Annotated in this window: 18 protein-coding genes; 12 read left to right on the top strand and 6 right to left on the bottom strand. The window is 70.6% G+C overall.

The window, feature by feature from the left end:
• Positions 1–55 precede the first annotated feature (55 nt).
• Positions 56–256: a hypothetical protein gene (locus MCBMB27_RS09325; RefSeq protein ID WP_043345537.1), complete on the top strand. Its 201-nt coding sequence runs from the start codon at positions 56–58 to the stop codon at positions 254–256.
• A gap of 15 nt (positions 257–271) precedes the next feature.
• Here MCBMB27_RS09325 and MCBMB27_RS09320 read toward each other — a convergent pair whose 3' ends face one another.
• On the bottom strand, positions 272–517 hold the full coding sequence (locus MCBMB27_RS09320) for a hypothetical protein (protein ID WP_043345535.1): 246 nt from the start codon (positions 515–517) through the stop codon (positions 272–274).
• 291 nt (positions 518–808) lie between these two features.
• Between MCBMB27_RS09320 and pstS the strand changes: the two genes are divergently transcribed.
• From pstS to phoB, 6 genes are all read left to right on the top strand, one after another.
• Complete coding sequence (pstS, locus tag MCBMB27_RS09315) at positions 809–1,849, top strand: phosphate ABC transporter substrate-binding protein PstS (protein ID WP_043345532.1); 1,041 nt, start codon at positions 809–811, stop codon at positions 1,847–1,849.
• Between the two features lie 84 nt (positions 1,850–1,933).
• Positions 1,934–2,911, top strand: coding sequence for a phosphate ABC transporter permease subunit PstC (gene pstC, locus MCBMB27_RS09310; protein ID WP_043345529.1), 978 nt, complete (start codon positions 1,934–1,936; stop codon positions 2,909–2,911).
• A gap of 12 nt (positions 2,912–2,923) precedes the next feature.
• Positions 2,924–3,814, top strand: coding sequence for a phosphate ABC transporter permease PstA (gene pstA, locus MCBMB27_RS09305; protein WP_075380270.1), 891 nt, complete (start codon positions 2,924–2,926; stop codon positions 3,812–3,814).
• 20 nt (positions 3,815–3,834) lie between these two features.
• Positions 3,835–4,650 (top strand): phosphate ABC transporter ATP-binding protein PstB, encoded by an 816-nt coding sequence (gene pstB / locus MCBMB27_RS09300; RefSeq protein WP_043345526.1) that lies wholly within the window; start codon positions 3,835–3,837, stop codon positions 4,648–4,650.
• A gap of 118 nt (positions 4,651–4,768) precedes the next feature.
• Positions 4,769–5,488, top strand: a complete 720-nt coding sequence (gene phoU / locus MCBMB27_RS09295; RefSeq protein ID WP_043345524.1) for a phosphate signaling complex protein PhoU — start codon at positions 4,769–4,771, stop codon at positions 5,486–5,488.
• A gap of 188 nt (positions 5,489–5,676) precedes the next feature.
• Positions 5,677–6,372 (top strand): phosphate regulon transcriptional regulator PhoB, encoded by a 696-nt coding sequence (gene phoB, locus MCBMB27_RS09290; RefSeq protein WP_043345521.1) that lies wholly within the window; start codon positions 5,677–5,679, stop codon positions 6,370–6,372.
• 147 nt (positions 6,373–6,519) lie between these two features.
• On the opposite strand, the gene MCBMB27_RS09285 is transcribed toward phoB, so the two are convergent.
• Positions 6,520–8,691, bottom strand: coding sequence for a protein-disulfide reductase DsbD family protein (locus tag MCBMB27_RS09285; RefSeq protein WP_170861849.1), 2,172 nt, complete (start codon positions 8,689–8,691; stop codon positions 6,520–6,522).
• A gap of 119 nt (positions 8,692–8,810) precedes the next feature.
• A complete protein-coding gene (locus MCBMB27_RS09280) occupies positions 8,811–10,649 on the bottom strand; it encodes an aminopeptidase P family protein (RefSeq protein ID WP_075380269.1) in 1,839 nt (612 codons plus the stop codon).
• 127 nt (positions 10,650–10,776) lie between these two features.
• Between MCBMB27_RS09280 and MCBMB27_RS09275 the strand changes: the two genes are divergently transcribed.
• Positions 10,777–11,040, top strand: a complete 264-nt coding sequence (locus MCBMB27_RS09275) for a hypothetical protein (RefSeq protein ID WP_075380268.1) — start codon at positions 10,777–10,779, stop codon at positions 11,038–11,040.
• On the opposite strand, the gene MCBMB27_RS09270 is transcribed toward MCBMB27_RS09275, so the two are convergent.
• Together MCBMB27_RS09270 and MCBMB27_RS09265 are read right to left on the bottom strand one after the other, a co-directional pair.
• Complete coding sequence (locus MCBMB27_RS09270; protein ID WP_075380267.1) at positions 11,041–11,229, bottom strand: ribosome modulation factor; 189 nt, start codon at positions 11,227–11,229, stop codon at positions 11,041–11,043.
• A gap of 40 nt (positions 11,230–11,269) precedes the next feature.
• Positions 11,270–12,190, bottom strand: a complete 921-nt coding sequence (locus MCBMB27_RS09265; protein ID WP_043384208.1) for a 50S ribosomal protein L11 methyltransferase — start codon at positions 12,188–12,190, stop codon at positions 11,270–11,272.
• 298 nt (positions 12,191–12,488) lie between these two features.
• Here MCBMB27_RS09265 and MCBMB27_RS30185 point away from each other — a divergent pair, with 298 nt between their 5' ends.
• The 4 genes from MCBMB27_RS30185 to modB all read left to right on the top strand — a co-directional run bounded on the left by MCBMB27_RS30185 (position 12,489) and on the right by modB (position 14,628).
• Positions 12,489–12,632 carry a hypothetical protein gene (locus tag MCBMB27_RS30185; protein WP_167380412.1) on the top strand — a complete coding sequence of 48 codons (144 nt, stop codon included), beginning with the start codon at positions 12,489–12,491 and terminating at the stop codon, positions 12,630–12,632.
• A gap of 156 nt (positions 12,633–12,788) precedes the next feature.
• Entirely contained in the window at positions 12,789–12,986 is a 198-nt protein-coding gene (locus MCBMB27_RS09260; RefSeq protein WP_043345513.1) for a hypothetical protein, read from the top strand.
• Positions 12,987–13,104: 118 nt separating this feature from the next.
• On the top strand, positions 13,105–13,920 hold the full coding sequence (modA, locus tag MCBMB27_RS09255) for a molybdate ABC transporter substrate-binding protein (protein ID WP_053608379.1): 816 nt from the start codon (positions 13,105–13,107) through the stop codon (positions 13,918–13,920).
• Between the two features lie 15 nt (positions 13,921–13,935).
• Positions 13,936–14,628 (top strand): molybdate ABC transporter permease subunit, encoded by a 693-nt coding sequence (gene modB, locus MCBMB27_RS09250; RefSeq protein WP_043345507.1) that lies wholly within the window; start codon positions 13,936–13,938, stop codon positions 14,626–14,628.
• A gap of 30 nt (positions 14,629–14,658) precedes the next feature.
• On the opposite strand, the gene MCBMB27_RS09245 is transcribed toward modB, so the two are convergent.
• Positions 14,659–15,315, bottom strand: coding sequence for a glutathione S-transferase (locus MCBMB27_RS09245; RefSeq protein WP_043384205.1), 657 nt, complete (start codon positions 15,313–15,315; stop codon positions 14,659–14,661).
• Positions 15,316–15,342: the final 27 nt, after the last annotated feature.

Genomic DNA, 15,342 nt, shown 5'->3' with positions numbered 1-15,342 from the left:
TGCCGTCATCCCGGTACCGCGGAAGGCATGGGCGGTCGATGGGCGGGAGGGAGCCATGAAGCCGGCTATCGTCGAGTCCGATGGGCATCTGCCTGCGGGACAGTCGCTGAAGCGGGCGCTCGACACGCGCCAGCTCGGCCTCAACCTTCGCACGGTCTACGAAGGCAGCGTCGACACGCAGCCGATCACCGACACGCACGTCGAGCTGCTTCTGCGACTGCGCCAGAAGGAGCGGGAGCTGCGCCGGGCGATCTGATCCGGCCCCGCGCCGCTACCAGCGGCGCGCCCCCGGCCGTCGACGATACTCGGCGGCACGAATCAACGTCAGCACCCGGTCGAGGTTGACCAGCAGCTCGGCCTCCTCGCGCCGCGCTGCGGCCGCCAGCTCCGGATCGGTGGAGAATTTCTGGCGCGCCTGCGCCAGCGTGAGGGCACGCTCCACGGCTTCCCGCTCCGCATGCAGGGCCGACCAGACCGGGTCGGCATCCGCCCCCGTATCGACCTCCTCGCCGCCCACGATCCGACGTCCTCCCGCTGTAACTGCCGCTGCCGCTGCCACTACCGCTGCAGCTGGCATTGCCCCGGCATTGCCGCTGCCCATGCGGGTTATGAACGCGCGAGAACCACGAACCGTGCCGTCGGGCCCGCGGCGCGATGTCATCCCGGTGTCATCTGCCTGTCGTATGCGCCCCTCCATCGGGCGGCCGGCGCTGGGTCTCTTCGGAAGATCGGCCGCAGAGCTCTGCCGCGGGCATGGGCTTGCCGGCAGGGCAGCGCAGGCTCTTGCCCGACGGCAACGGAGAATCCCTTGAGACCCTTCGCTTACGCGCTCGCCGTCGGCCTCGCGACGGTTCAGCTGGCGTCCGCGGCGCTCGCCGCCGATATCACCGGCGCCGGGGCTACGTTCCCCTTCCCGGTCTACTCCAAGTGGGCCGAGGCCTATCGCAAGGAGACCGGCTCGGGCCTCAACTACCAGTCGATCGGCTCCGGGGGCGGCATCAAGCAGATCCAGGCGAAGACGGTCGATTTCGGCGCCACCGACGCGCCCCTCAAGCCCGAGCAGCTCGCCAAGGACGGTCTCGTCCAGTTCCCGACCGTGATGGGCGGCGTCGTGCCGGTGGTGAACATCCCCGGGATCGAGCCGGGCAAGCTCAAGCTCACCGGCGACGTGCTGGCCGACATCTATGCCGGCAAGATCGCCAAGTGGAGCGATCCGCGGATCGCGAAACTCAATGACGGGCTGAAGCTCCCCGACTCCAACATCACCCCGGTCTACCGCTCCGACGCGTCGGGCACGACCAACATCTTCACCACCTACCTGTCCCAGGTCTCCGAGCCCTGGAAGAAGGAATACGGCGCCGCTACGACGATCTCCTGGCCGGTGGGGCAGGGTGGCAAGGGCAACGAGGGCGTGACCGCCACGGTGAAGCAGGTCCCGAACGCGATCGGCTACGTCGAGTCGGCCTACGCCAAGCAGAACAAGCTTTCCTACGCCCTGCTGCAGAACAAGGCCGGCAAGTATCCGCAGCCCGACGACAAGGCGTTCCAGGCCGCGGCGGCGAGCGCCGACTGGAAGGCGACCCCGGGCTTCGGCATCTCCCTGACCAACCAGCCGGGCGAGGCGGCGTGGCCGATCACGGCGGCGACCTTCATCCTGGTCCACAAGGACGCCGTCGATCCGGCCAAGTCCGCCGATGTGCTCAAGTTCTTCAACTGGGCCTACAAGAACGGCGACAAGCTTGCCGTCGACCTCGACTATGTCCCGCTGCCGGACAACGTTGTCGAGCTGATCCACCAGGAGTGGAAGGACGTGAAGGGCAAGGACGGTAAGCCCGTCTTCAACATGTGAGCGTGGCCGGGAGGAGGTGGGAACCTCCTCCCTCGCTTCTTGGAACGCCCCGCGCTACCACGCCCTCTTCGCAGAGAACAGCGGATGCCCGCTTTGACAGAATCGATCGCCCTCGGCCGAACCCGTTCCGCGACGGCGCGGAAGGCGCCGAGCCGGAGCCTCGACACCCTGTTCCGGACCTCCTCGTATGCCGCAGCGCTGCTGGTGCTGCTCGTCCTCGCCGGCATCCTGGGCTCGATCCTCTACGGCGGTTGGCCCGCCTTCCGCGAATTCGGCTTCGGATTCCTGACCTCCAGCGCCTGGAACGTCGGGACCGAGCAGTACGGCGCCCTGGTGGCGGTGATCGGGACCGTCGCCTCCGCCTTCCTGGCGCTCCTGATCGGCGTCCCCGTCTCCCTCGGGATCGCGGTCTACCTCACCCAGCTCTGCCCGGGCTGGGCCCGCAAGCCGGTCGCCATGACGATCGAGCTGCTCGCCGCCGTGCCCAGCATCATCTACGGCATGTGGGGCCTGTTCGTGTTCGCGCCGCTCTTCGCGCGCTACATCCAGATCCCGGTCTCGAACCTCGTCGAGGGCATGCCGATCGTCGGCACGCTGTTCTACGCCCGGGTGCCCTCGGGCGTCGGCGTCTTCACCGCCGGGATCATCCTGGCGATCATGATCGTGCCGTTCATCGCCTCGATCGCCCGCGACATGCTCGACCAGATCCCGACCGTGCTGCGCGAGAGCGCCTACGGCATCGGCTGTACCACCTGGGAGGTGGTGCGCCACGTGCTGGTGCCGCAGGCCTCGGTCTCGATCATCGGGGCGATCATGCTCGGCCTCGGCCGGGCGCTGGGCGAGACGATGGCGGTGACCTTCGTGGTCGGCAACGCCAACCGCCTCTCGGCCTCGATCTTCGATCCGAGCTCGACCATCGCGTCGCGCATCGCCAACGAGTTCAACGAAGCCGACGGCCTCCAGCTCAACGCCCTGATGGCTCTGGGCTGCATCCTGTTCGTGATCACCTTCGTGGTTCTCATCATCGCCCGGCTGCTGACGCGCCGCGTCCAGGCCGCCTGAGGAGCACGCGCGATGGACGCCTCCCCCACGATGACCGCGGCGCCCCGGCGCCGCTCCGGCCGGGTCCGTCAGGGCCGGCGCATCGCCGACCGCACGCTGCGGGTTGCCTGCACCGGGGCGACGCTGGTGGGCGCCCTGGTCCTGGGCTCGATCCTGGTGATGCTGATCGTCCAGGGCGTGCGCGGCTTCACGCCGACCCTGTTCACCAACCCGACGCCGGGCCCCGGATCCGAGGGCGGCGGCATCGCCAACGCCATTCTGGGCAGCCTCGTCCTGACCGGGATCGGCATCGTGATCGCGACGCCGGTCGGCGTCATGGCCGGGACCTTCCTGGCCGAGTACGGGCGCGGCTCGAAGCTCGCGGCCCTGATCCGCTTCCTCAACGACATCCTGCTCTCGGCGCCGTCGATCCTGATCGGCCTGTTCGTCTACACCCTGATGGTGCGGCCGATGGGCACCTATTCGGGCTGGGCCGGCGGCGTCGCGCTCGCGATCATCGCCGTTCCGGTGATCGTCCGCACCACCGAGGACATGCTGCGGCTCGTCCCCGGAACCCTGCGGGAGGCCGGCGCGGCGCTCGGGGCGCCGCCCTCGACGGTGATCATCAACGTCACGTGGCGGGCGGCCTCGGCCGGCATCGTCACCGGGATCATCCTGGCCCTGGCGCGCATCGCCGGCGAGACGGCGCCATTGCTGTTCACCGCCCTCAACAACAATTCCTGGTTCTCGGCCAACCTGATGGGCGGCGTCGCGAACCTGCCGGTGATGATCTACCAGTTCGCCCTGTCGCCCTACCCGAACTGGCAGGGCCTCGCCTGGGCCGGCGCGCTTCTGATCACCGCCACCATCCTGGTGCTGTCGATCATTGCCCGCCTTGTGATCAAGCCGCAGACCTCGCGCTGAGACCCTTCGAGGACACGACGATGAACGCCGCCTCCGCGATCCCCACGGTCGAGCTGAACCGCAACCGCGCCGACGAGGGCGGTCCCGTGCGGATCGCCGTGAAGCGCCTGAACTTCTACTACGGCAGCTTCCACGGGTTGAAGGACGTCAACCTCAACTTCCACGACCGGCAGGTCACGGCGCTGATCGGGCCGTCGGGCTGCGGCAAGTCCACCCTGCTGCGCTGCTTCAACCGGATCTACAGCCTCTATCCGGAGCAGCGGGCCGAGGGCGAGATCCTCCTGGACGGCGAGAACATCCTCAGCCCCTCCATCGACCTGAACGAGCTGCGCTCGCGCATCGGCATGGTGTTCCAGAAGCCGACGCCGTTCCCGATGTCGATCTATGACAACGTCGCCTTCGGCCTGCGCCTCTACGAGAAGCTGCCGAAATCCGAACTCGACGGCCGGATCGAGGCCTCCCTGCGCAAGGCCGCACTCTGGGACGAGGTGAAGGACAAGCTCAAGCAGCAGGGCACGGGCCTGTCGGGCGGCCAGCAGCAGCGCCTGTGCATCGCCCGCACGGTGGCGCAGCGCCCGGAGGTGATCCTGTTCGACGAGCCGACCTCGGCCCTCGACCCGATCTCCACCGGCCGCATCGAGGAGCTGATCGAGCAGTTGCGCGACGAGTTCACCATCGTGATCGTCACCCACAACATGCAGCAGGCGGCGCGCATCTCGCAGTTCACCGCCTTCATGTATCTGGGCCAGCTGATCGAGTTCGGTCCGACCAACCGGATGTTCATGAACCCGACGGAACGCCGCACCCAGGACTACATCACCGGCCGGTTCGGCTAGTCTGCCTGAACGCTCCGGTCTCGGGGAAGGCCGTCCGGTCGCCGCATCCGCGGAGGGCCGGCGGGTCCCCGAGGGCCTCCCCGGAGCGCCGCCCCCGGGACCCATCGAAGGATTCGCCATGCCCGGCCATATCGTCACCTCCTACGACACCGACCTGGAGAACCTGCGTCGCTCGATCTCGGAGATGGGCGGCGTGGCCGAGAAGATGACCGCGGAGGCGACGGACGCCCTCGTGCGCCGGGACGACACGCTCGCCCAGGCGGTGATCGTCGCCGACAAGCGCCTCGACGCCCTGCAGCGGGACATCGAGGAGCGCGCCGTGCTGTTGATCGCCCGGCGTCAGCCCCTGGCGATCGATCTGCGTGAGACGATCTCGGCGATCCGCGTCTCCGGCGACCTCGAGCGGATCGGCGACCTCGCCAAGAACGTCGCCAAGCGGGTGGTGGCGATCTCCGATCAGGCGCCGGCCCAGAAGATCGTTCTCGGCGTGCGCCACATGAGCGACCTCGCGGAGGGCCAGCTCAAGGACGTTCTCGACGCCTATGCGAGCCGCGACGTCCAGGCAGCCCACGATGTCTGGGAGCGGGACGGCGAGATCGACGCCCTGTACAATTCGCTGTTCCGCGAGCTCCTGACCTACATGATGGAGGATCCGCGCAACATCTCGTTCTGCACGCATCTTCTGTTCTGCGCCAAGAACGTCGAGCGGATCGGCGACCACACCACCAACATCGCCGAGACGATCCATTATCTCGCCACGGGCGAGGCCCTGGCGGGCGACCGGCCGAAGAACGATGCGTCGAACTATGCGACCGTGGACGGGGTGCCGGCTCCGTAAGCGGGCCGCCCCCGGTCCAGGCGTCGGCCTGCGCGCGCTCCTGTGGGGCGCCGCCGGAGAATCGGAGCGTGCGGGTTGAGGCTGAGCGGCGCCTCCTGCACCCTCTGCCTGCCCGCCAACTCCAAGGAGAGTCGGCGCGCCTGCAGGCCGTATGGCGCCGCTTCGTGAACGGATCTTCGAACGTGAGCATGCAAGTCCTGATCGTCGAGGACGAGGAGGCGCTGACCACGCTGCTGCGCTACAATCTGGAAGCCGAGGGCTTTCTGGTGGATTCCGCGGCTCGGGGCGACGACGCGGAGCTGCTCCTGGCGGAGCGGATCCCCGATCTCGTCCTGCTCGACTGGATGCTGCCCGGCCTCTCGGGCATCGAGCTGTGCCGGCGGATCCGGGCGCGCCGGGAGACCGAGCGGCTGCCCGTGATCATGCTCACTGCCCGGGGCGAGGAGGGCGACCGGATCCGCGGTCTCGGGACGGGCGCCGACGACTACATCGTCAAGCCGTTCTCCGTCCCGGAACTGCTTGCCCGGATCCGCGCGCTGCTCCGCCGGGCCAAGCCCGCCCATGTCTCGGACCGGCTGGCGGCGGGCGACCTCGAACTCGACCGCACCGGCCATCGCGTCCGCCGCGGCGGCGAGGAGCTGCATCTCGGCCCCACAGAGTTCCGTCTGCTGGAATTCCTGATGCTGGCGCCGGGCCGTGTCTTCTCCCGCGAGCAGCTCCTCGACGGGGTCTGGGGACACGACGTCTACATCGACGAGCGCACGGTCGACGTCCATGTCGGGCGGCTGCGCAAGGCACTGAACGGCCCGCGCCAAGCCGACCCGATCCGTACGGTCCGCGGCTCGGGCTACGCCTTCGACGAGACGTTCTCGCTCGACGCTTGAGAGGGGCGCGAAGCGTTCCGGGACAAAGGGTTCCGGGCCGGAGGCCGGTCGGCCGCGCCGCCCGCCCGCGTGCAGCGAAGGGAGCCAGGGACGTTCGAGGCCGGCGGATGCTGCGAGGCCCGGCGGCCCCCCGGGCCTCGCGCAGATTCAGCGGGTCAGCGCCGCGCTCCGGCCGGACGCGACCGGCACGGCGTCGAGCGCCGCCAGAACCGTCCCCTCGGTGAGGATCTGCGGAAGCACCTGAGGCGCTCCGGTTCCGGTATAGAGGAGGTAGAGCGGCACGCCGCTGCGCCCGTGCTTCTCCAGCAGACGGGTGATCTCGGGATTCTGGTTGGTCCAGTCGCCCTTCATGTAGGTCACGCCGCGCTCGGCCATCGCGGCCCGCACGGCCTTGGTGTTGAGCGAGGTCGCCTCGTTCACCGCGCAGGTGATGCACCACGCGGCGGTCATGTCCACGAAGACGGGGCGGTGCGCGTCCACCAGGGCGTCGAGACGCGCTTGAGTGAAGGGCTCGACCCCGTCGGCGGCGGCCTGCGCCGACGGCGCGGTGCGGTCCCGCGGAAGGGTCACGGCGAGGGCCGACACGGCGATTAGCGCGAGGGCCGCAGCGACCCGCGCGACCCGGCCCGCCCCGGGCGCGGCGGCGCGGCCGTGTTCCCAGGCCCAGGCGGCGAAGCCCACCAGGACGAGGCCGATCAGCGCCGCCAGCAGCCCACGCGGATCGACCTGCTGCGCCAGAACCCAGATCAGCCAGGCCACGGTGGCGTAGACCGGGAAGGCCAGGACCTGTTTGAGGGTCTCCATCCAGGCGCCCGGCCGCGGCAGCGCCCGCAGGGCCGGCGGCCAGAGGGTCAGCACCAGGAAGGGCAGGGCGAGGCCGAGGCCGAGGCTCGCGAAGACGGCGAGCGCGACACCGGCACTCTGCGTCAGCGCGAAGCCCACCGCCGAGCCCATGAACGGCGCCGTGCAGGGGGTCGCCACCAGGGTCGCCAGCACACCCGTGAAGAACGAGCCGCTCAGGCCGGCACGCCGGGTCAGGCCGTCTCCGAGGCCGGCGAGCCGGCCGCCGACATGGACCACTCCGGACAGGCTCAGGCCCATAGCGAACAGCAGATAGGCGAGGGCTGCGACCATGGCGGGCGATTGCAGCTGGAAGCCCCAGCCGATCGCGGCCCCACCGCCCTTCAGGGCGATCAGCAGGGATGCGAGGCCGAGGAAGCTCGCCAGCACGCCGGCCGTGTAGGCGAGGCCGTGCAGCCGCAGCCGCGCCGGGCCCTCGCCGGCATGCCGCACGAGGCTCAGCACCTTGATGGACAGCACCGGGAAGACGCAGGGCATCAGGTTTAGGATCAGGCCGCCCAAAAAGGCGAAGGCCGCGGCGGTCGCGAGGGTCAGCGCGTCGAACTCGGCGGCGGCCGGCGGGGCTCCGGCCGGATTCGGCGCGCTCGACGCGGCCGCGACGGCAGGAAGCACCGGCTCGTCACCATACGCGAAGGCGAGGCGGCGGGTGCCGTCCGTACCGACCTCGTCGATCGTCAGGACGCCGGGCAGGGCGGCGGGCAAAGGATCGGTCGGGCTGCTGCGCGCGATGGTCAGATGCAGACCGGTCTCGTCGACGGTCATCACCTGCGCGGCGGCGTTGTCGATCGCCGTCTCGGCATAGGGGAAATAGGCGGCGTTCCGGATGGATTCGGGTTTCAGGCCGGTCGCGGCGAAATCGAGCTGCAGCGTGTCGCCCTGGCTCGACAGGCGCAGGGGCCAGAGCGCCGGCGCGGGCAGGGCAGCCCGGGCGCGCGCGAACAGCGCGGCGTTGGCCGGGTCCGGCTCGGCCTTGCCCACCGGCAGGGTGAGGGCGAGATCGGCCGAACCGGGGACGCACTCGGTCTCGCAGACGAGATAGGTCAGCTTCGCCTGAATCTGAACGGGATTAGCCGGGTCGAGGCTCGGCGGCGGCGTCACGGGCACGAGGAGCGTGACCTCACCCTCGTAGCCGTAATTCATGAGGGTCGCGATCGGGATGCGCTCCGGCGCCGGCCACCGGATCGCGCTGGCGTTGAAGCCGGCCGGCAGGGTCCAGGTCACCTCCGGAGGCAGTCCGGAATCGCCCGGGTTGCGCCAGTAGACGTGCCAGCCGGGCTTGATCTGCATCCGCACCGCCAGCGTGAACGGCTGTGCGCCGGCGACCGCGGCGGGCTCGGCCACGAGGCTCGCCCGCACGAGGTCGGCCGGCGTGCGGAAGCCCTGCGGGACCCCTTGGGCTGCGGCGGCCGAGAGGCTCGCGGCGAAGGCCAGGATCAGAATGGCGAGGCGGCGGATCATGCTGTCCCTTCGCGCGCAGGGCCGGCGCGGTTTCACGCACGGTGTATCCGGGCCAGCGCGGTCGTTTCGATGGCGGTGGGTCTTACCACGGGCCGCGCCCGGGATCCCACGCCGATCGCTCAGTCCGCGAGCGGCACGGTCGCACGCTCCAGCCAGTCGCGCGTCCCGGCATCGACCCGGGGCGCCAGGGTCTCCCGCACCCGGGCGTGATAGGCATCGATCCAGGCGCGCTCCTCCGGTTCGAGCAGGTCCGGCTGGATCAGCCGCCGATCATAGGGGGCGAGCGTCAGGGTCTCGAAGCCCAACATCGGGCGCTCGCCGCCCGCGATCGTGCGGGGCTCGACCAGCACGAGGTTCTCGATCCGGATGCCGTAGGCGCCGCGGGCGTAATAGCCCGGCTCGTTCGACAGGAGCATGCCGGGCTCCAGCACCACCGTGCCGGTCTTGGCGATCCGCTGCGGTCCCTCGTGCACCGACAGGAAGGCGCCGACGCCGTGGCCGGTGCCGTGATCGAAGTCGAGTCCCGCCTGCCAAAGCGGCGCCCGGGCGAAAGCGTCGATCTGGGCGCCGGTCGTGCCGACAGGAAACACCGCCCGGGCAATCGCGACGTGGCCCTTCAGAACCCGGGTGTAACGGTCGCGCATCTCCGCGCTCGGCGTGCCCACCGCGACCGTGCGGGTGATGTCGGTGGTGCCGTCCGGATACTGCGCACCGGAATCGATCAGGAACAACTCGCCGGTCCGGACCGTCCGGTCGGTGGCGCGGCTCACCCGATAATGGACGATCGCGCCGTTCGGCCCGGATCCCGAGATCGTCGGGAACGAGACCTCGCGCAGATCGCCGCCCGCCGCGCGGAAATCCTCAAGGGCCTCGACGGCGGCGATCTCGGTGAGGCCCCCGGCCGCGGCCGCACCGTCGAGCCAGGCAAGAAACCGCACGACACTCGCCCCGTCGCGGACATGGGCGGCGCGCGCACCGGCGATCTCGGCGGCGTTCTTGACCGCCTTCATGCCGGTGATCGGATCCTTGCCGACATCGGCGGTGCCGCCGGCAGCCTCGATCTTTTCCTTCAGGGCGACGGCGCCGGTCGCCGCGTCGAGGCGGACACGCACGCCGGCGAGGGATCCCAGCCCGTCGTCCAGTTCCGCCCGGGGCAGGATCTCGGCGATCGGGGCCAGCACCGCGCGCAGCGCCGGATCGACCTCGGGCGAGACCAGGAACAGCCGCGCCAACCCCTCGCGCGGCAGGATGGCATAGCCGAGGGCCAGGGGCGTGTGACCGACATCGGAGCCGCGCAGGTTGAAGGCCCAGGCGAGATTGTGCGGATCCGAGATGACCAGGGCATCGCAGCCGCCCTCGGCGAGGGCCGCCCGGATCCGGCCGATTTTGTCGGTGCAGGCCTCGCCGCACAGGGCATCCGGATGGAGCACAACCGGTCCGGCGGGGGCCCTCGGGCGGCCCGCCCAGACGGCGTCGACGAGGTTCGGCACGGCCCGCACGGTGCCGCCGGCCCGGGTGGCGGCCCGCTCCAGGCGTGCGAGACCGTCGGGTGTATGCAGCCAGGGATCGTAGCCCAGAACCTGATCCCTCTTGAGGTTGACGCCGATCCAGGCTTCAGGCGTCGACTCGGCCAGCGGCACCACCGTGAGGATGCCGGTATCGACCTGTTCGGGCGCCTGCAGGGTGTAGCGGCCGTCGACGACCAGCGCGGCGGATTCCATCAGGATCACGGCCGTCCCCGCAGAGCCGGTAAAGCCGGTGAGCCAAGCCAGCCGTTCGGCGTCGGCCGGAACGTATTCGGACTGGTGCTCGTCCGCCCGGGGCACGACGAAACCGTCGATCCCGTGCTCGCGGAGAGCGGCCCGCAAGGCCTCGATCCGCTCGGCGCCCTTCCGGTGGCTCGGGTCGTCGAAGCTCTGGAAGCGCTGACGCGGCTGGGGCGGACGGGGCTCAGTCATGAGGCGAGCCTAGCGCCCGCCGCTCCCACGCCGCAACACCCCGTCCTCAGAGGAGGCGCCCGGGTGCGGTGCCTAAAAGATCGCTAACAATCTTATCACGCCGCCGGATTTGGCCTATTCCTCAGACATGCCACGCCGCGTCTACTACCGGATCAGCGACAGACCCGATGGCCGCTTCGACGCCATCGTGACGATCGAACCCGACACGGTGGTTTGCCGGGACGGATTCGATTCGCTCGCCGAACTCGAGGAATGGGTGGACGGTCTGCGCGTGCTGATGGCGGCGCTCGGCGCTCCCGTGTCGCGGGCAGACGGGGCGGAAACAGCAGCCGAAACCGCCCCCACGTCGGATCGTTCGACGCCGTCGGGCCGGCTCCGCACCGCGCGCTGATCAGCGCTTCGTGACCGGCAGGTCCGGCATGCGCTCGATGGGCGCGCCGTCATAACCTTCGAACCACGCAAGGCGTGCGGGCGAATTCGCCGGATAGGGGCAGGCGTCCTTGGCACGGCCCTGGGCCCGGGCGCGGGCGCCCTCGGCGATGGGGTCCGCGGGCGGATCATGGAGCGACGTCTGGCTCATGGCCAATCAACGCGCCGGCGCGCCGCCGGTTCGGGGCGCCTCAGGGCCGTGGGCGGCGGGCGGCGCCGCCGCGCATCAGGACCAGGGCGACCCATCCCTCGATCATGCCGCGGCGGACGAGGGAGAAGCCCTGGAGGCGGTAGGCCGAGAGGACGCCGGGCACGTCGCGCGCGATCAGGCCGGACAGGACCAGAACGCCCTCGGAGGCGACCACGCGCGTCAGCGTCGGCGCGAGGAGCCGCAGGGGCCGGGCCAGAATGTTGGCGAAGACGAGATCGAAATGGCGCGGCCGGTCGGCGAGGCGGTGGCGCACCCCCGGCCCCTCGTAGAGCTTGAGATAGGGCCCGAGCCCGTTGGCCCGGGCGTTCTCGCGGGCCGTGCGCACGGCCTCCGCGTCGAGGTCGCCGGCCACGACGGGTTGCCGCAGGGCCTTGGCGGCCGCGAAGGCGAGGATCCCGGTTCCCGTACCGACATCGAGGACATGGGCCGGGCGCCGGCGCTTCAGCTCCGAGACCAGCGCGCGCAGACAGCCCAGGGTGGTCCCATGGTGGCCGGTACCGAAGGCGAGGGCCGCCTCGATCTCGATGGGCAGATCGTTGCCCCGCACGGCGTCGCGGTCATGCGAGCCGTGGACGAGAAAGCGTCCCGCCCGGACCGGCTTCAGCCCCTCGAGCGACGCGCGCACCCAATCCTGCTGCTCGATGGTGCGAAACTCGGCCGCATCCGCCGCATCGCCGATGACGGGCCGGATCAGGTCCCGGACGTAATCCTCGTCGGGCGCGTCGGCGAAATAGGCTTCGAGGCGCCACGTGCGGCCGTCCTCGTCCTCGAAGGCGGCGACGGCCGTGTCCATGGGATCGAACATCTCACCCAGGAGGTCGGTCATCGCCCGGGCCGACCGTTCATCGGTCAGCAGGCGCAGGACGTGAGACGGGCGGTGGGGCGGCAGGCCTTCGAGCATGATGCCGGGCTGTAACGCCGGGGCGCGCCGCAGCCCAGGGGCTAACGCGAAAAAATACGGTCCCCGCCGGCGCAGGGAGGCCCGGGAGACGCGGCCGACGCGCGGCCGACGCGCGGTCCCGCCCTTTGTTGCCGGACAGACACAAGGGTCAATACTTGTGATCTCAGCGATCTAAATCAGTGTCCAGGGGCATCGCGCGTGCTTAAACAATCTCGGCCTCCCCAAGGCCAGACCCTCGACTCAGGCGCGCCGCACTTTGTGGAGCGGCGCGCCGGTTTTGACAGACGATCGTGCTGCCATGACATCGCCTCTCCTTATCAGCGTCGCCTTCGCGGTTGTGACCACGGCCGCGGCCACGCTGTGGGCGCTGCTGGTTGCGGACGGCATGAGCGGCGCGCCGGAGAGTCAGCCGGTGGAAGGCCGCGACATCCGGACCTGGTGAGCCCCGCCTTTCGATTCGTGTGCGCGACTGCCCAGGAATGCGGCACGATGGTCGCGCGTTAATCACATGATCCACCGGGGCCGTGGAACCAGCTGCTTCGGGCGGCGTTTTTGCCGGCTTTTTACGTGAATCACGATTGAGCAGGGTGCGTACAGCGTGACCAAGTCCCGGCGTTCCGGCCCCCGTGGGCCCGTGGTCGTCACCGGCACGGCCGTGCAGTCCCGACCGCGTGAGCGGATCTTCGGGGGCCCCGCACCGGACGGGCCCCTCCCGGGCCACCTCCTGGTTCTGCTGAGCCGCCTGCACCGCGCCGAGGCCGAGCCCAAGGATCGCCGCGACGCCAATCTGGGGTGATCCGACGAGGGCGTCCTTCCCGGCGTGACCGCCGGCCTTGGCCGGCGGCCGCCACGTCCCTATGATCCTCGTCGTTCCCCGCCGGATATAGCGGGTCGCGACCGGGGAGACCCCATCCATGCGCCTGACCCGACGGATCCTGGCCACGCTGGCCCTCGCAACGCTGGCGCTCGCCCCCGGGGATCGGGCGGCGCGGGCGGAGGAGCCCGTCGTGGTGTTCGCGGCCGCCAGCCTCAAGAACGCCCTCGACGACGCTTCGGCCGCCTGGACCAGGGCGACGGGCAAGACCGCGCGGGTCTCCTATGCGGGCTCGAACGCCCTCGCCAAGCAGATCGAGGCGGGGGCGCCGGCGGACCTGTTCATCTCGGCCGACCTCGCCTGGATGGACTACGTGGACCGGGCCGGGCTCCTGAAGACCGGATCGCGGATCGATTTCCTGCGCAATGCCCTGGTGCTGATCGCGCCGGGTCCGAAGAACGGCGCCGCGGCCCCGCAGATCGCCCTGGCGCCGGACCTCGGCACCACGCTGACGCAGATTCTCGGCGGCGGCCGGCTGGCCATGGCGACGATCGACGCCGTCCCGGCCGGCAAGTACGGCAAGGCGGCCCTGGAGAAGCTCGGCGCCTGGGACGCCGTGAAGGGGCAGGTGGCGCAGGCGGAGAACGTGCGCGCCGCCCTGCTGCTCGTCGCGCGGGACGAGGCGCCCCTCGGCATCGTCTATGCCACCGACGCCGCCGCGGACCCGAGCGTCCACGTGCTGGCGACCTTCCCGGCCGACAGCCACCCGCCGATCATCTATCCGGCGGCCGTGACCAAGGTTTCGCGCAACCCGGATGCCGGAGCCCTGCTCGGCTACCTGCGCGGCCCGGAGGCCCGGGGCTTCTTCGAGCGCCAGGGCTTCACGGTGGTTGCGCAGCCCGGCGCCAGCCAGTAGCGGCGCGCCGGCCCCGTGTTCGGTCTGACCCCGGAGGAGTGGACCGCCGTCGGCCTGAGCCTTCGGGTGGCGACGGTGGCGACGCTTGCGAGCCTCGTGCCCGGCCTCGCCGTGGCGTGGCTGCTGGCGCGGCGCCGCTTTCCCGGCCGCGCCCTGCTCGACGGGCTGGTCCACCTGCCGCTGATCCTCCCCCCGGTGGTCACCGGCTACCTGCTGCTGCTGGCCTTCGGCCGGCGCGGTCTGCTCGGCGCCCCCCTCGCCGAGATCGGCGTGGTGCTGTCCTTCCGCTGGACCGGAGCGGCGCTCGCCTGCGCGGTGATGGGGTTCCCGCTCATGGTGCGGGCGATGCGGCTGTCGATCGAGGCGGTCGACCGGCGGCTGGAGCAGGCGGCCGGGACGCTGGGGGCGAATCCCTTCGCGGTGTTCCTGACCATCACGCTGCCGCTCAGCCTGCCCGGCTGCCTCGCCGGGGCCGTGCTGGCCTTCGCCAAGGCGATGGGCGAGTTCGGCGCGACCATCACGTTCGTGTCGAACATCCCCGGCGAGACCCAGACGCTGCCGTCGGCGATCTACACGCTGACGCAGGTGCCCGGCGGGGAGGGGCCTGCCCTGCGCCTCACCCTGATCTCGATCGCGCTGTCGGTCTCGGCCCTTCTGATCTCGGAAGTCCTCGCCACGCGGGCCGGTCGACGGCTGGGGGCGGGCTGAATGGCCGCCGCCTCTAAGGGGGAGACCCGCTCAGGCATAGGCGTAGGGGCCGCCCTGCTGCAGCGCCCTCTGATAGGCCGGGCGGGTATGGATGCGTGCGAGCCAATCCGTGACCTGCGGGCCCGTTCCCGTGCCGCGCGCTGCGAAAGCCTCCAGCGGGAAGCTCATCAGGATGTCGGCCGCGGAGAAATCGGTGCCGCAGAAATACGGCCGGTCCGCGAGCTCCGCCTCCCAGAAGGCCGCATGCCGGCGCAGATCCGGATCGACGAAGCCCCGCAGCACCGTGTCGGCGATCCGGCGCACGAGGGGCCGCAGCAGCCAAGGGCTGCTCGGCGCCAGCCGACCGAAGACCAGCTTCAGCAGCAGCGGCGGCATCGCCGACCCTTCGGCGTAATGCGACCAGTAGACGTAGCGCCGCCGCGCCTCCGTCCCCGGTTCGGGCACGAGCCTCGCGCCGGCCAGCTCCGTGAGATAAGCGACGATGGCGCCGGTCTCGGCGACCACCGTCTCGCCGTCGGTGATCACCGGCGCCTTGCCGAGCGGGTGCACGGCCACGAGCTCGGGGGGCGCGCGCAGGGTCCGGGGATCGCGGGCATAGCGCGTCACGCGATAGGGCAGGCCGAGTTCCTCCAGCAGCCAGAGCACGCGCTGCGACCGGCTGTTCTCGAGGTGATGGACCGTAATCATCGCGGGCAAGTCCGGGCCGGCGCCGGA

The organism is Methylobacterium phyllosphaerae (assembly GCF_001936175.1).
Classification (GTDB): Bacteria; Pseudomonadota; Alphaproteobacteria; order Rhizobiales; family Beijerinckiaceae; genus Methylobacterium; species Methylobacterium fujisawaense.
The sequence above is the reverse complement of the archived record's forward strand: the minus strand, read 5'-3'. Positions and strand labels throughout refer to the sequence as shown.

What these genes read in the sequence shown, in the direction of transcription:
- MCBMB27_RS09325 (WP_043345537.1), top strand. Translation starts at nt 56, where the DNA reads ATGAAGCCGGCTATCGTCGAGTCCGATGGGCATCTGCCTGCGGGACAG.
- pstC (WP_043345529.1), top strand. Translation starts at nt 1,934, where the DNA reads ATGCCCGCTTTGACAGAATCGATCGCCCTCGGCCGAACCCGTTCCGCG.
- pstA (WP_075380270.1), top strand. Translation starts at nt 2,924, where the DNA reads ATGGACGCCTCCCCCACGATGACCGCGGCGCCCCGGCGCCGCTCCGGC.
- pstB (WP_043345526.1), top strand. Translation starts at nt 3,835, where the DNA reads ATGAACGCCGCCTCCGCGATCCCCACGGTCGAGCTGAACCGCAACCGC.
- phoU (WP_043345524.1), top strand. Translation starts at nt 4,769, where the DNA reads ATGCCCGGCCATATCGTCACCTCCTACGACACCGACCTGGAGAACCTG.
- phoB (WP_043345521.1), top strand. Translation starts at nt 5,677, where the DNA reads ATGCAAGTCCTGATCGTCGAGGACGAGGAGGCGCTGACCACGCTGCTG.
- MCBMB27_RS09285 (WP_170861849.1), bottom strand. Translation starts at nt 8,691, where the DNA reads ATGATCCGCCGCCTCGCCATTCTGATCCTGGCCTTCGCCGCGAGCCTC.
- MCBMB27_RS09280 (WP_075380269.1), bottom strand. Translation starts at nt 10,649, where the DNA reads ATGACTGAGCCCCGTCCGCCCCAGCCGCGTCAGCGCTTCCAGAGCTTC.
- MCBMB27_RS09275 (WP_075380268.1), top strand. Translation starts at nt 10,777, where the DNA reads ATGCCACGCCGCGTCTACTACCGGATCAGCGACAGACCCGATGGCCGC.
- MCBMB27_RS09270 (WP_075380267.1), bottom strand. Translation starts at nt 11,229, where the DNA reads ATGAGCCAGACGTCGCTCCATGATCCGCCCGCGGACCCCATCGCCGAG.
- MCBMB27_RS09265 (WP_043384208.1), bottom strand. Translation starts at nt 12,190, where the DNA reads ATGCTCGAAGGCCTGCCGCCCCACCGCCCGTCTCACGTCCTGCGCCTG.
- MCBMB27_RS30185 (WP_167380412.1), top strand. Translation starts at nt 12,489, where the DNA reads ATGACATCGCCTCTCCTTATCAGCGTCGCCTTCGCGGTTGTGACCACG.
- modA (WP_053608379.1), top strand. Translation starts at nt 13,105, where the DNA reads ATGCGCCTGACCCGACGGATCCTGGCCACGCTGGCCCTCGCAACGCTG.
- MCBMB27_RS09245 (WP_043384205.1), bottom strand. Translation starts at nt 15,315, where the DNA reads ATGATTACGGTCCATCACCTCGAGAACAGCCGGTCGCAGCGCGTGCTC.